Consider the following 14,440-nt stretch of genomic DNA (forward strand, 5'->3'; position numbering starts at 1 on the left):
GTTACCCGATTTTTTATGTCCGACATTTCCTACAGGCCGAACGCAGCCTCTTATCATTCGATGGTATTGCTCGTGGACGATCAGGCCATCGTGGCCGAGGCGGTGCGGCGCAGTCTGGCTGGCAACTCCGACATCGATTTCCATTATTGCGCCGATCCGTTGCAGGCACAGGCGGTGGCGGCGCAGATCAAGCCGTCGGTGATCCTGCTGGATCTGGTGATGCCCGGCATGGACGGACTGGAGTTGGTGCGCCGGTTCCGGGCGACGCCGGCGACTGCGGAAATCCCGATCATTGTGCTGTCGGTGAAGGAAGACCCGCAGGTGAAGAGCCAGGCCTTCGAGGCGGGCGCGACCGATTATCTGGTCAAGCTGCCTGACAAGATCGAGCTCGTGGCCCGCGTGCGCGTGCATGCGAAGGCGTGGATCAACCAACAGCAGCGCGACGAGGCCTACCGTGCGTTGCGCGAGAGCCAGCAGCGACTGGTGGACGGCAACACGGCGTTGATCGCGTTGAACCAAAAACTGGCCGAGGCGACGCAGGCGAAGTCGGAATTTCTCGCCAACATGAGCCATGAAATCCGCACGCCGATGAACGGCGTGATCGGCATGACCTCGTTGTTGCGCGAGACGCCGCTTGATCCCGAGCAGCGTGATTATGTGGAGACGATCCGGTCCTCGGGCGACGCCCTGCTGACGATCATCAACGACATCCTGGATTTTTCGAAGATCGAATCGGGCAAGCTGCAACTGGAGCACCGTCCGTTTCTGCTGGAGAAAGTCGTGTCGGATGCGCTTGAGCTGCTGCAACCCAAGGCGGCCGAGAAAAATCTGGATCTGGCGGTGCACATGGATGCGTCGCTGCCCGACCTGGTGATCGGCGATGTCACGCGGCTGCGCCAGATCCTGGTGAATCTCGCGGGCAACTCGCTCAAGTTCACGTCGCACGGCGAAGTGATTATCGACGTGGTTCCGGTGTCCGGACCGCATCCGTCATTCCGCGACAGCTTTGCCGCCGAGGAAGGTGCCTACGTGCAGTTCAACGTGCGCGACACGGGCATCGGTATTCCCGCGGAAAAACAAGACCGGCTGTTCAAGTCGTTCACGCAGGTGGACAGCTCGACGACGCGCCATTACGGCGGCACGGGTCTTGGGCTGGCGATCTGCAAACGGCTCGTGGAGCTGATGGGCGGGCTCATCTGGGTGGAGAGCGAGCCGGGCAAAGGCTCGACCTTCAGCTTCACGCTGTTGTTGCAACCTGCGGTGCTGGCGGAACCGCCGCGTTGGCGCGGACAGCAGCCCGCATTTGAGGGCAAGCGCCTCCTGATCATCGAGGACAATGCGACGTTGCGTTCGCTGTTCACGACGAAGGCGGCGTATTGGAGTATCACATCGACGGGTGTGGCTTCGCTGGCGGAGGCCGATGCGGTGCTGGGCGGCGCGTCGAAGCCTGATGCTGTGTTGCTGGATCGCGAACTGCCGCGGGAGGACGTGCCGGCCTGGATCGCCGCTTTGCGTGCGAAGCCCGAGACGAGCGCGCTGCCGGTGCTGTTGTATTCAAATTTACGGGGACGCACGGGGCAGTTGCCCGAGGCGTTGCGGGCCGGCGTGGAGCAGCTGCAAAAACCGCTGCGCCGCCAGGACCTGTTCGATGCCTTTCACCAAGTCTTCACGGGGAGTGCGCTGCCGGCCGCGCGCACGGTGGCGATGGGGCGTTTTGACGAACGGATGGCCACGCGCCTGCCGTTGCGACTGCTGCTGGCCGATGACAACGCGGTGAATCAGAAGGTGGGCGCGGCATTGCTGCGCAAACTCGGTTACAGCACCGATGTCGTGGCTGATGGCAGCCAGGTGATTGCGGCGCTCGAGAAGACGGATTATGATCTGGTGCTGCTCGATGTGCAGATGCCAGAGATGGACGGTTACGAGGCGGCGAGGGCGATTTGTGCGCGGGCTTCGGAGACCGGCTGGGCGCGTCCGCGGATGGTCGCCATGACCGGCAACGCGATGCAGGGTGACCGGGAAAAGTGCCTTGAGGCGGGCATGGATGATTACATCACCAAGCCGGTGCGTATCGAAGATCTGGTTACAGCTCTGGAGAAATGGGGTCCGGCTCCCGAGGCGAAGTGAGTGCGGATTAAACCGCGGTGCCGAGCTTCAGTTCGACCTGGGTCACCGAAGGCGCGATGCGCGCCTGGTGGCTGAAGTAGTGGTCGCTGAGCACGGGATGCAGTGAATAGAGGCGGTCGAGCAAGTCGGCAAGGGTGTCGCCCAGCTTGGCGGCCTCGGTGTCGTCGAGCAGCGGATCGTCGTTGAAGTGGCGCGCGAGCGGAACCGACGCGATGAAATGAAGGGTGTCCGAAACGGCTTCGATTGTCGGATCATCGCCTTGCTCGCGCACGTCCAGGCGGATGGCGCGCAGACTGGTTTTGATTTGATGCAGATTGTGGAAAATACTGCGCGGGGCGTCGGGTTGTTGGAGAAACAACTCGGCGACATAACGCGGCTGGCTGCGCATCTGGTAGAGGCGGCGGTAGGCGTCCTGCGAGCCGAGCATGCGCAGGAGCGCGGAGAGCTCGGGGTTGTCGCGGTAGGGAACCTTGGCAGCCGCGGCGGCTTCGGCGGCGGAGTCTTTGGTGGTGGCCGCTGAATCCAACGCGCTGAGGATGTGGCGGAGCGCACTGCACGTCATCGTGGCGCGTTCGAGGTGCATGCCCATGTGGAGGAAATGCCAGCCGGCATCCTGCACCATGGTGCGGGCGGCGAGGCCAATCATGGCATTGATCTCGGTGAGCACGGCCTGCACGGCCTGCGTGGGCAGCGACGGACCGGTCTCAGGTCGGGCGACGGGCCGGCGGCCGGGGACGGGGCGGAGTTTATGCAGATCGTCGAGGCGACGGAGCAGCCGGCCGAGCGTGGTCCACACCTCGGGGCTCACGTAGTCGCGGAGTTGGCGGGCGTTTTCCACGGCCCAGCTGACCGAAGAATAGATCGAGCTGGAGTTGGCGGTGTCGAGGGACATGCGCCACATGAGATCCGTGGAAAGCGAAGCGTGGGGATTGGCGCGCGCGGAGATCTTGTGGTCGGTGTGACCGGTGGCTTCGAGCAGACCGCGCCAGATGGGCAACCAGCGACGACGGTCGCGGGCGGAGATTTCTTCGAGGGCCACGTCGTCGAGAATGGACAACATGCGGGCGGTGGCCTCGGCGCGTTCGAGGTAGCGGCCGAGCCAGAAAAGATGTTCGGCGGCGCGGGAACCGAGGGTGTTGGCCTGCACGCCGGCGGCGGAGGCTTCGTGGTCGGCGATGTCGCCGGAGTTGTCCTGCGTGTCGATGAGCACGACGGCGTCGGCGGTGGCGCCGATGCGGGCGGCGGCGGAGTCAATGTCGCCGAGGCGCACGAGTCCGCCGGGGAACACAGAGAAGCGTTTGCCGTTGCAGAGGACGAAGGCGCTGAGGCGGGCGGGCGGGGCGTTGCGCGGACCGGGGCTGACGGGGAGGAGCTGAAGCTTGGGTTGCGCGACGAACGCGTGAGGGTTTTCCAACACGATGCGGGAAAGTCCGCCGGGGCCGAACAGCGCGGGCGACGCGGCGGGGGCCTGCGTGGAATGCCAGTCGCCGTGGCGCGGGTCATGGGCGGGCAGGATGCGCAGGTCGTTGCCGTTCTCGAGAATGTAGTCGAGGTGGTCGGTGTCGCCGCAGATGTAGGTGGGCACGGTGCCCAGCAGGGGTTTCTCGCCCAGGTAAAACCGCATGAGGCGCGGCACGTAGGCGTTGAGCGCGCGGCTCTCGGCGATACCCGTGCCGATGGAGTTGGCGATCACGACGTTGCCCGTGCGGATACACTGGAGGAGTCCGGGGATGCCGGCGTTCTCGCGATCGGTCGAGAAGACGACGGGATCGATGTGCGCTTCGTTCAGCCGGCGGTAGATGACATCCACGCGTTCAAGGCCGGCGATGGTTTTGAAGTAAACGCGGTTGTCGAGAACGAGGAGGTCGTCACCACGGGCCAGCGGAAGACCCATCTTGCGGGCGAGGAAACTGTGTTCGGAGTAAAACGGGTCGTGCGGACCGGCGGTGAGCACGACGATCGACGGAGCGCGGGCATCGTCGGGCGCCAGGGCGCGAAGATGATCGAGCAGCTGTAGTGGAAAATTGATTACGCTGTGGTAGTCGGGCAGCGCGCGGTAGAGGTCGGTGGCCTCCTGGGTCATGAAACGCCGGTTCTGCACTGCATAGCTCAGGCCGATGGGGGTGTTGGCGCGGGTATCGTCGAACAGCCAGCCGCCGGCGGTTTTGACGAGATCGAAACGCAGGAGCGTGGCCGGGCTGGCCCGGTCGGGCTCAAGACCGAGACAAGGCCGCCGGTAGTAAGGATCGGAAAGGACGAGCTCGGGCGGGAGGATTTGTTGATGAAGAGCCTGCTGGCTGCCGTAGAGATCGACGAGCAGCGCGTTGACGAAGTGCGCGCGCTGGCGGAGGGCGGCCTCAAGCAGCGACCACTCGGGCGCGTCGATGACGAGCGGAGTGGGTTCCAATTCCCAGAAAGGCTGGGCGCCCGAGCCGGGATTGAGTCCGAAATCCGTCAAGCCGGCGTCGCGGATGGAGGCACGGAGCCGTCCGCGCAACGGGCGAAGTTGCGCGGGATGGAGCGTGGGATATTGCGGCGACCGGACGGACGACATGAAAACGAAGGTGAATGAAACAGAGGTGCGGGCGACAGGCGCAAGCACGCCGTTTGCCACACACTGGCGGCAGCCCAAATGAATTGAGCCTGAACGATCGGGGACAATTCAGGGACATGACAGGTTTGTAACTTAATAAGTTACAAACCTGCCGGTTTTATTGGCATTGAAGAGGAAGCGCAGGTGGGTTGTGAGGGTATGCGCGCAGGTGTGGCTCGTGGGGTGGAATGGGCGGGACGCAGGCGCGGCGGAGGTGATCACTGTAAACGTTTTCTTTGCGGTGGTTTTGGCGGTTGGCGCGGCGGCGCTGGGTGGTTTGCTCGCGGGCATGATTCCGCTTTGGGACTCGCATCCGCATAAACGCGCACCTGTGGTCACGGTCACGCTGATCTTGGCCAACCTGGTGGTGTTCGGCTACGAGGCGATGTTGATGCTCCAAGGCGGCGGAGCACTGGAGGCGTTTGTGACCCGACATGCGCTGGTGCCGTCGCGGTTGATCGCGGGGTGGTCCGAACAGGAGCAGTGGCTGACGCTGGGCTCGCATATGTTTTTGCATGGCAGCGTGGCGCATGTGCTGGGGAACTGCTGGTTCCTGTGGATTTTTGGCAACAACGTGGAGTGCAAACTGGGGCACGTCCGCTACCTGTTGTTTTATGTGGCGGGCGGGCTTGGAGCGGCGGCGTTGCAGATTGCGGTGGCACCCTCGGCGACGGTTCCGATGATCGGCGCGAGCGGAGCGATTTCGGCGGTGCTGGGCGCGTATTTTATTCTGCTGCCGACGGCTTGGATCGTGACGCTGGTGCCGTGGATCGTGCCGATCCTGCCGGTTCCGGCCTTTCTATTTTTAATCCTGTGGTTCGCCCTGCAAGCCGTGAACGGCTTCGGCGTGCTGTTGGGCGGCACGGCCGGTGCGAGCGGCGTGGCGTGGTGGGCGCACGCGGGCGGTTTTCTGACCGGCGTGTGTCTGACACTCTGGGCGAAGAGCAATCGCTGGGTGAGGAAGTGACTCGTGCCGATTTCGCGATTTAGAGGATTCTGGCGGGCTGGGTGGTTTTGAAGAGCGCGATCAATTGATCGGCGACCCGGTCCACGGTGAAGTGGCGGCGGGCTTTTTCGAGGCCACGGGCGCCAAGGCGGGCGGCGAGCGCGGGGTCGGTGTAGAGGAGCCAGAGGGCGTCGGCCAGTGCTTGTTCATCCCCTTCGGGGACGAGCAGACCGTCTTCGTTGTGAGTGATCAGGTGAGGCATCGAGCCGGCGGCAAAAGCGACGACGGGACGACCATGCGACCAGGCTTCGATGATGGTGCGGCCGAAGGTTTCGGGGCCGCCGTCGCGGCTCACACTGGTCACCACCACGCAACTACAGTGACGCAGTTCGTCGGCGGGATCTTCGGCGTGTTCGAGCAACTCGAAACCTTCGGAGCCCGCGAGGCCGGCCGCGGCGATTTGTTGTTCAAGCGCGTGACGCAGTTGCGGTATGCCGGTGACTCCGCGTGAGCGGATGTGGACGGGGCGGCCTGCGGTGCGCAGGAGGGCGGCGGCGCGGATGAGGTGCGTATGGCCTTTCCACGGGTTGACTGTGGCGAGGTGCAGGACGTAGCCGGAGCGCGCGGTCCGGGCGGTAAGGGACGTGAGATCGGGAAGCGCCACCATGTCAGGGATGATGCTCACGGAGCGCGGGGTGGAGGGTGCGACCCAAGGAGTGAGATAAGCAGGGCGCTCGAGCACGGCCGGACCCGGGATCAGCACTTGGGCTTCGGGGAGACGGGTGAATACTCCGGGGAGATCAAACCAGAGAAAGTCGCGGACATAGATCCAAGTGGGAATGGCGGAGTGGCGGGGCGGGAGTTGCGCGGCGCGGCTGACGATCATCGCCGAGAGTTCGGTATTCGTCAGGATGACATCGGGGCGGAACAGGAGTCGGGCCGCGTGAAAGGCGAGAACGGTGTTGCGGGAGCCGCACCGGTTTTCGTCGAGCGGGAGCGGCCAGAGTGTGATAGGCACGCCAGCGCGGCGGGCGGCGGTGTGGAGATTGCGGCGATGTCGGGTGTTGCCGGTGAGGACGAGCACGTCGGCGCGTTGGGCCAGCTCGGGGGCGAGCAGTTCCAGGCTGCGTTCCGCACCTCCGTAGCCGGTGGCGGTGGAGACAATCAAAATACGAAGCATCTATCAGTGCGCGCCGTCGAGATCGCCCGGCTGGAGAAACTGGGTGAAGGCGGCTTTGTGGGCGGCTTTCATGTAGGCTTCCTTGCCGGAGATGCTGCCCTCTTTCACGCGTTCTAGGAGGCTGTGGTCCATGGTAACCATGCCGTCGGCACCACCGCCCTCGATGATGGCGCGGATGTTGTTGATCTGGCCGCTACGGATCGTATTGGGCAACGCCTCGTGCTGGAGGAGAATCTCGTGCACAGCGCAACGTCCCTTGGGTAGGGCGCGGCAGAGGAGCTGTGAGACGACGCCGGCAAGACAACCCGCGAGCATCACGCGGACCTGGTTCTGCTCGTCGGCGGGGAAGGCGTTGATGATGCGGTCGATGGTCTTCGGGGCGTTGTTGGTATGTAGCGTGCCGAAGACGAGCATGCCCATGCTGGCGCAACTCAGGGCGAGCTTGATGGTTTCCAGTTCGCGCATTTCGCCGACGAGCAGGATGTCGGGATCGTGGCGCATGGCGCCTTTCAGCGCGGCGGCGAAGGAGCCGGTGTGGTCGCCGACCTCGCGATGCACGATCACGGACTTCTTGTTTTTATGAACGAACTCGATCGGGTCCTCGATCGTGATGATGTGGCGCGCCGACGTGTCGTTGATGTAGTCGATCATCGCGGCCAGCGTAGTGGATTTACCACTACCGGTCGGTCCGGTGACGACGACGAGGCCCTCGTTGAGGTGGCAGAGTTTTTTGAGCGCCTCGGGCAGGCGCAGGTCGGCGAAGGAAAGGATCTTCGAGGGAATCTGGCGGAGGACGGCGGCCTGGCCCCAGTGGTTGTAGAGGAAATTGGCGCGGAAGCGGGCGAGACCGGGAATCTCGTGGGCGAGGTCGAGGTCCTTCTTTTCGAGGAACTGCTTCCAGCGGTGGGGCGGGCAGATTTCCTTGAGCAGCGCCTCCATTTTTTCGGCGGTGAAGGGCGTTTCGCTGATGGGCGTGAGCACGCCGGACAGCCGGGCTTTGGGCGGCAGGCCGACGGTCAGGTGGAGGTCGGAACCGCCGCGCTCGAGCATGAAACGGAGAAGAGTGTCGATGGCGGCCATGATCAGGTGATTTTTGCGCGCAACATGCGGTTGCTGATGTTCTGGCGGGCGGTTTCGGCGGAGACGGAGCCTTTTTGGTAAAGCTCGAAGACGACGTTTTCCATGAGGCACATGCCCTCGCGGGTGCCGGTTTCGAGGACGTTGCGCAGACCCTGGGTTTTGCCGTCACGGATGAGGGCGGAGACCGCGGTGTTGGCCACGAGGAGTTCCGTGGCGAGGACGAGGCCGCCGGAGGTGTCGGGCAGGAGACGCTGGCAAAGAATGCCGCGCAGGCTTTCCGAGACGCTGGCGCGGATCTGCGCCTGCTGGGCGGGCGGGAACACGTCGAGCAGCCGGTTGAGCGTGGTGGCCGCGTCACTGGTGTGCATGGTGCCGATCACCAAGTGACCGGTTTCGCTGGCGGTGACGGCCATCTCGATGGTTTCGAGGTCGCGGAGTTCGCCGATGATAATGACGTCGGGATCTTCGCGGAGGGCGCCTTTCAACGCGGTGGCAAACGACTCAGTGTGGGGGCCGATTTCGCGCTGGGTGACGTTGCAACCCTTGGCGGGCTGCACGACCTCGATGGGGTCCTCGACCGTGATAATGTGATCGGTGCGGGACTCGTTGAGCTCGGCCACGAGAGCGGCGAGCGTGGTGGTTTTCCCGGAGCCGACGGGGCCGGTGACGAGGATGAGGCCGTTGTGGTAATTGAGGAGTTTGCGGACGGCCTCGACGTTGCGCAGGCCGAGTTGGTCGAGGCGCGGGATGGTGGCGGGCACCATGCGGTAGCAGCCGGAGACACCGGCTTTGTGCACCATGAGGTTCACTCGAAAACGGCCGGTCGCATCGAGGGCCAAGGGATAATCGAAGTCGCGGGTTTGCTCGAACAGCTCGCGTTGGTGCGGGGTGAGCAGGGCGATGTTGAGGCGGCGTGAATCGTCTTCGGAGAGGATGTGTTCCGAGAGGTTTTTCAACATGCGCTGGGCGCGGATGAACGGCTTGGTCCCTGCGGAAAGGTGCAGGTCGCTCGCGCCGTAGCGGGCGCAGGCGCGTAGCAAGGTGCGCATGGAGGCGGCGACGGCGGAATCGTCCATCGCGGAGATCATGTCGAAGGGGATCGACGGGATCTTGGGCGGGCCCTCGCTGGCGCTGGTCACCATGAAAGGCGGGGCGGTGTCGCCGGTGGCGCGGCGCGCGGGCATCGGTGGCGTGGTGGCGCGCGACGGACCGCCGGCGGTAAACGGATCGTCGGCCGGCGGACCGACTTTGCCTTTGGTGAGGGCGAGGCCGGCGATTTTTTCCAAAATGGCGTGGTCCTCGATGTGGCCGTCGTCGATGAGCTCTTGGGCAAAGTCCATCAGATCGGCGGAGTCGCCGAGCTTGGCACGGACGGTGTTGGCCTGCGTTTGAGTTACGAGGCCTTGGTCGAGGCAGAGACGGACGAGCCAGCGGATCTCGTTTTGCATGAATAGCCGGCGAAGCCGGAATCAGGCCAGTGTGCGATGCGCGAGTGCGGAGCCAAGTCCCAACACCGGCCATATCGAAGGTTGCAAAGCCGGTCGTTTAGCAGACGCTGCGAAGCTTAATCCGTTCATTCATGTTACGAAAGATCATCACGAAGCTGCGCGACACATTCGCCCCTTCGTCCAAGGCCAATCCCGAGCTCAAAGGCGGCCATCCTGTTTACGACGTTAAGCCCAAATCCGGTCCCGCCCGCGGCGGCGATCACTCCCGTCCTCGCGAACAAGGTTCCAAGGGGCCCGGCAAACCGGCTCACCCGCATAATCAGCACAATTCATCTCAATCCCAGCCCCGTCCCGATCGTCCGCCGCGTGAACCCAACGCAGGTGGCGGCGGTGGCGGAGCGGGCGCCGGTCGTCGCAACAACGGTCCGCGCCCCGATCGCGGTCCCGGTCCCCGCAACGATCACGGGCATGGCGGTGGTCCGAAACACGCGGAAAAACGCGAGCGTCCGGCCATCGACCAATCCTTCGACGGTCCGACGCGAGCGCCCATCAAGCCGGTCGCGGCCATTGAAATCCCCAAGCAGGATACGGCCTTCACCAAGATCGGCCTGAGTGATGCGATTGCCTTCGCGGTCGCCGAGATGGGTTACAATGAGCCGACGCCGATTCAGGCGCAGGCGATCCCGGTGATCCTTGAAGGCAAGGACGTGATCGGTTCCGCCCAGACGGGCACGGGCAAGACGGCGGCCTTCGCGCTGCCGCTCATGAACCGCCTCGGCGCGCACCAAAAGAAAACGCGCTGCCTCGTGCTCGAGCCGACGCGCGAACTCGCGTTGCAGGTGGAAGAGGCGTTTCAAAAATACGCCAAATACACCGACCTCACCGTCACCGTGGTGTATGGCGGCGTCGGATACGGCAAACAACGCGACGACCTCGCCCGTGGCGTGGACGTGATTGCCGCCACGCCGGGGCGCCTGCTCGATCATTTGGAGCAAGGCACCGCCAGCCTCGAGGGCGTGGAGATTCTGGTGCTCGACGAAGTCGACCGCATGCTCGACATGGGCTTCCTGCCCGACGTGAAACGCATCATCCAGCGCTGTCCGAAAGTGCGCCAGACGCTGTTCTTCAGCGCGACGATGCCGCCCGAACTGGCGCAACTCTCGTCGTGGGCGCTGAGCAATCCGGTCGAGATCAAGATCGGCCAGCGCCGCTCGGCCGCCGAGACGGTGTCTCATGCGTTTTATCCGGTGGTCGCTCCGCAGAAATTCGACCTGCTGATCGAGCTGCTGCGCCGCACGGAGTTTAAGAGCATCATCATTTTCACGCGCACCAAGATGGGTGCGGACCGCATCGCGCATCGTCTGCTGGCGGAGAAACACACGGTGGGCGTGATCCACTCCGACCGCAGCCAGCGCGAGCGCGTCGAGGCGTTGCAAGGCTTCAAGGACGGCACGTTCGAGGTGCTCGTTGCGACTGACATCGCGGCTCGCGGGTTGGACATCGCGGGTGTTTCCCACGTCATCAATTACGACGTGCCGGAGAACCCCGAGGACTACGTGCACCGCATCGGCCGCACGGGTCGCGCGCAGACGACCGGCGATGCGTTTACGCTCGTGACCGAGGACGACGTGCGCGACGCGCGATCCATCGAGCGTTTCATCGGCGCGGCGATCGAGCGGAAGAAAATCGACAACTTCCCTTACACCTACTCGGCGTTGTTTGACGAGAAGGCGCTGGCCGAGGCAGCTCCGCCGCCCAAGCCGAAGAGCCGTCTGATGCGCGGCTCGCGTTGAGTGACGCGCGGTGGACATGAAAAAGCCGGACGAATTTCGTCCGGCTTTTTTGTGAGCTTTTGATGAGGATGCTCAGTCTTCGACCAGCTGCTTGAAGGCGAAGGCGGCTACCGCGCCGCCGGTGAGATTGGCGGCCAGATAAATGCCGAGCTGGCTGATGGACTCGAAGCCCATGACGACCACGCCCAAACCGACCGCCGGGTTGAACGCGCCACCCGAGATGCCGCCGACCGAGAACGCGCCGGCGACGACCGTGAAACCAATCGCGAGGCCGTAGAAAGAGTTATCGAGCGTGCCCTTGGAGGTGGCGGTGTTAAGCACGACCCAGGCGAGGGCGAAGGTGAAGAGGAACTCGACGACGAGGGAGTTAACCACGTTGTGATCAGCGGGCATCTGGATGCGATTAAGCAGGAGATTCACGAGAAGGCCGGCGACGAGGCCGGCGAGCATCTGGGCAATCCAGTAAGGGATCACGTCCTTCAAGAGGAGTTTGCCGCGCAACCACACGGCAAGCGTGACCGCGGGATTGAAGTGGCCGCCGGAGACATGGCCGCCGGCAAAAATCATGACCATAAGTGACGCACCGATGGCGAGCGGTGCCAGCGGGCTGCCGCTACGGACGGCCATGCCGACCGTGAAGACCAGGAAGAACGTGCCGATGAACTCGACGATGTATTTTTTCATAAAGAAGTGATCGGCTTTGAGATGGAGCCGCCCGAGCCAGAAAGCAACGTCGCTCTCAGTGTGTGACAAATGGGCGGCGGCACGGTTTGGTGCTTGATCTATATTCCGATAAAGGAATGTAGATCATGCCATGAAACTGGTGCAAATCTACCAATGCCTGTGCGATGAGACGCGGCTGCGTCTGTTGCATCTCCTGCTGCAAGGGCCGCTGTGCGTGTGTCATTTTCAAGGTTTGCTGGGCGAGCCTCAGGTAAAGATTTCGAAGCACCTCGGCTACCTGAAGACGCGTGGACTGGTGACGGCGAAGCGCTCGGGCAATTGGATGATTTATGCGTTGCCGGCGGAGAAAACCCGGTCGGTTGAGTTGAAGGCAAACCTGGCGTGCCTGCAGGACTGCGCTGCGGAGAATGCGGTATTTAAACGCGACCTGGCACGGTTGAAGAAACTCGATCTGGAGTGCGCGCCGGCGGCGGTCGCCGAGGCCTGCGGAACGGGCAAGGGCAAGACGTGCTGCTGCTAAAAATTGATTTTATGACGACAACAACGACTAACGCTGAACAGGCGACTTTGCTGATTTCCGAGGTATGTGCGGTGCTGAAGGCGGCGCCCGGCCTGCCGATCACAGTGATCTGGCCGGATGGTGAGCCGATCGAGGCGCATTTTCACGTGACCGAAGTCGGCCGTGTGCAGAAAGACTTTGTCGATTGCGGTGGCACGGTGCGCCGAGTGACGACCTGCCTGCTGCAGACGTGGGTGGGCGACGATGTCGATCACCACATCACGGGTGCGAAGCTGCTGAAGGCGTTTGAATTCGCCGCGCCGGTGCTGAAGGGTGAAGACTTGCCGATGGAGTTGGAATACGAGGCCTGCAATGTTGTGACGCTACGCGTGGTAGCGGTCGAGAATACCGGCGCGGCGCTGATTGTGCGACTGGCGGGCAAGCACACCGATTGTCTCGCGAAGGATTTGTGCATTCCCAATCCGAAGAGCGACGGCACCTGCACGCCTGGATCTGGCTGCTGTTGAAACCTGAAACGATTTTCACCTGATTTTATGAGCACTGAAAAACCCACTGTTTTGATTCTTTGCACGGGCAACTCCTGCCGCAGCCATCTCGCCGAGGGATTGTTGCGGGCGGCGGCTGGTGATTTTTTAAATGTCGTCAGCGCTGGATCGAAGCCGGCCGGCTATGTGCATCCGATCGCGATCGAGGTGATGAACGAGATCGGCGTCGATATCTCCGCGCACACCTCGAAGCACATGAACGAGTTTCTTGAGGGAACGGTTGAGACCGTCATCACGGTGTGTGGCAACGCGGATCAGGCGTGTCCGATTTATCCCGGGCAAGTGAACCGTCACCACTGGCCGTTTGAGGATCCGGCGCATGCGACCGGAACGGATGAGGAAAAGATGGAGATGTTCCGCCGCGTGCGGAATGAGATCCGTCGCACGTTCACGGCGTATGCCGACGGACGTCGCGACCAGTTCAAGAGTGCTGCCAAGAAAGGTGCGGCGTGAGCGGACTCACGAAACAACTGTCGTTTCTCGATCGCTGGCTGACGGCGTGGATTTTTCTGGCGATGGCCGTGGGCGTGGCGCTGGGGCGTTTCGCTCCGGCGCTGGCGGAGACGCTGACGTCGTGGAGCGTGGGGACGACATCCGTGCCGATTGCGGTTGGGTTGATTTTGATGATGTATCCGCCGCTGGCGAAGGTGCGTTACGAGGAGTTGGCGGATGTGTTTCGCGACAAGAAGGTGCTCGGGCTTTCGCTGGTTCAGAACTGGCTGGTCGGGCCGGTGCTGATGTTTGCGCTGGCGGCGATTTTCCTGCGAGACCAGCCGGAGTATTTTGCGGGGCTCGTCTTGGTGGGCATCGCGCGGTGCATCGCAATGGTGATTGTGTGGAACGACCTGGCGGGCGGGAGTCGCGAGTATTGCGCGGGGCTGGTGGCGGCGAATGCGTTGTTTCAGGTGTTCGCGTTTGCACCGCTTGCGTGGCTGTTTCTGAAGGTGCTGCCGCCGCTGGTGGGGGTGGATCTTGGTGTGCTGGATTTGTCGGCGATCACCATCGGGAGCATCGCGTGGAGCGTGTTTGTTTACCTGGGGATTCCGTTCATTGCGGGATGGTTGACGCGCGCAATTTTACGGCGCGGATCGGCGGAACGGGTGGCGTGGTTTGACGATAAATTTCTGCCGGCGATCAGTCCGATCACGCTGGGGGCGTTGTTGTTCACGATTGTCGTGATGTTCAGCTTGCAAGGAGAGCAGGTGCTGGCGCGTCCGCTGGACGTGTTGCACATCGCGGTGCCGCTGGTGGTTTATTTCGCGATCATGTTCACGGTCACGTTTTGGATGAGCGTGAAGGCGGGGGCGGATTACGCGAAGGCAACGACGCTGGGGTTCACGGCGGCGGGTAATAATTTTGAACTGGCGATCGCGGTGGCCGTCGGAGTCTTCGGGCTGACGTCGGGCGCAGCGTTTGCGGCGGTGGTCGGACCCTTGGTGGAAGTGCCGGCGCTGATCGCGCTAGTGGCGGTCGCGCTGTGGTGGAAGCGGCGGGTGGGTGATGCAGTGAAATAAACCACTCTCG

At 63.0% G+C, this 14,440-nt stretch carries 12 protein-coding genes; 7 read left to right on the plus strand and 5 right to left on the minus strand.

Annotated elements, in window-relative coordinates:
* Positions 1-15: 15 nt before the first annotated feature.
* Complete coding sequence (locus FPL22_RS12050; RefSeq protein ID WP_144230666.1) at positions 16-2,127, plus strand: response regulator; 2,112 nt, start codon at positions 16-18, stop codon at positions 2,125-2,127.
* 7 nt (positions 2,128-2,134) lie between these two features.
* On the opposite strand, the gene FPL22_RS12055 is transcribed toward FPL22_RS12050, so the two are convergent.
* Entirely contained in the window at positions 2,135-4,681 is a 2,547-nt protein-coding gene (locus FPL22_RS12055; protein ID WP_144230668.1) for a circularly permuted type 2 ATP-grasp protein, read from the minus strand.
* A 280-nt stretch (positions 4,682-4,961) separates the two neighbouring features.
* Between FPL22_RS12055 and FPL22_RS12060 the strand changes: the two genes are divergently transcribed.
* The gene (locus FPL22_RS12060; protein ID WP_238991404.1) at positions 4,962-5,687 is read left to right on the plus strand and encodes a rhomboid family intramembrane serine protease; all 726 of its coding nucleotides are present in this window, start codon (positions 4,962-4,964) and stop codon (positions 5,685-5,687) included.
* A 19-nt stretch (positions 5,688-5,706) separates the two neighbouring features.
* On the opposite strand, the gene FPL22_RS12065 is transcribed toward FPL22_RS12060, so the two are convergent.
* From FPL22_RS12065 to FPL22_RS12075, 3 genes are read right to left on the minus strand one after another with little or no spacing between them, the layout of a single operon-like run.
* Positions 5,707-6,846: a glycosyltransferase family 4 protein gene (locus FPL22_RS12065; protein WP_144230669.1), complete on the minus strand. Its 1,140-nt coding sequence runs from the start codon at positions 6,844-6,846 to the stop codon at positions 5,707-5,709.
* 3 nt (positions 6,847-6,849) lie between these two features.
* Positions 6,850-7,926: a type IV pilus twitching motility protein PilT gene (locus FPL22_RS12070; protein WP_144230670.1), complete on the minus strand. Its 1,077-nt coding sequence runs from the start codon at positions 7,924-7,926 to the stop codon at positions 6,850-6,852.
* A 2-nt stretch (positions 7,927-7,928) separates the two neighbouring features.
* Positions 7,929-9,374: a type IV pilus twitching motility protein PilT gene (locus FPL22_RS12075; RefSeq protein WP_144230671.1), complete on the minus strand. Its 1,446-nt coding sequence runs from the start codon at positions 9,372-9,374 to the stop codon at positions 7,929-7,931.
* A 641-nt stretch (positions 9,375-10,015) separates the two neighbouring features.
* On the opposite strand from FPL22_RS12075, the gene FPL22_RS12080 reads away from it, so the two are divergent.
* Complete coding sequence (locus FPL22_RS12080) at positions 10,016-11,167, plus strand: DEAD/DEAH box helicase (RefSeq protein WP_415663375.1); 1,152 nt, start codon at positions 10,016-10,018, stop codon at positions 11,165-11,167.
* A gap of 72 nt (positions 11,168-11,239) precedes the next feature.
* On the opposite strand, the gene FPL22_RS12085 is transcribed toward FPL22_RS12080, so the two are convergent.
* Entirely contained in the window at positions 11,240-11,851 is a 612-nt protein-coding gene (locus tag FPL22_RS12085; RefSeq protein ID WP_144230673.1) for an MIP/aquaporin family protein, read from the minus strand.
* A gap of 130 nt (positions 11,852-11,981) precedes the next feature.
* On the opposite strand from FPL22_RS12085, the gene FPL22_RS12090 reads away from it, so the two are divergent.
* The 4 genes from FPL22_RS12090 to arsB are packed head-to-tail and all read left to right on the plus strand — an operon-like array spanning position 11,982 to position 14,430.
* Complete coding sequence (locus FPL22_RS12090; RefSeq protein WP_144230674.1) at positions 11,982-12,371, plus strand: metalloregulator ArsR/SmtB family transcription factor; 390 nt, start codon at positions 11,982-11,984, stop codon at positions 12,369-12,371.
* Positions 12,372-12,382: 11 nt separating this feature from the next.
* Positions 12,383-12,877: a DUF6428 family protein gene (locus tag FPL22_RS12095; protein WP_162525269.1), complete on the plus strand. Its 495-nt coding sequence runs from the start codon at positions 12,383-12,385 to the stop codon at positions 12,875-12,877.
* 27 nt (positions 12,878-12,904) lie between these two features.
* Positions 12,905-13,369 (plus strand): arsenate reductase ArsC, encoded by a 465-nt coding sequence (locus FPL22_RS12100; protein WP_144230676.1) that lies wholly within the window; start codon positions 12,905-12,907, stop codon positions 13,367-13,369.
* Entirely contained in the window at positions 13,366-14,430 is a 1,065-nt protein-coding gene (arsB, locus tag FPL22_RS12105; protein ID WP_144230677.1) for an ACR3 family arsenite efflux transporter, read from the plus strand. The genes FPL22_RS12100 and arsB overlap by 4 nt, the downstream gene beginning before the upstream one ends.
* Positions 14,431-14,440 lie beyond the last annotated feature (10 nt).

The organism is Rariglobus hedericola, assembly GCF_007559335.1.
Lineage (GTDB): Bacteria > Verrucomicrobiota > Verrucomicrobiia > Opitutales > Opitutaceae > Rariglobus > Rariglobus hedericola.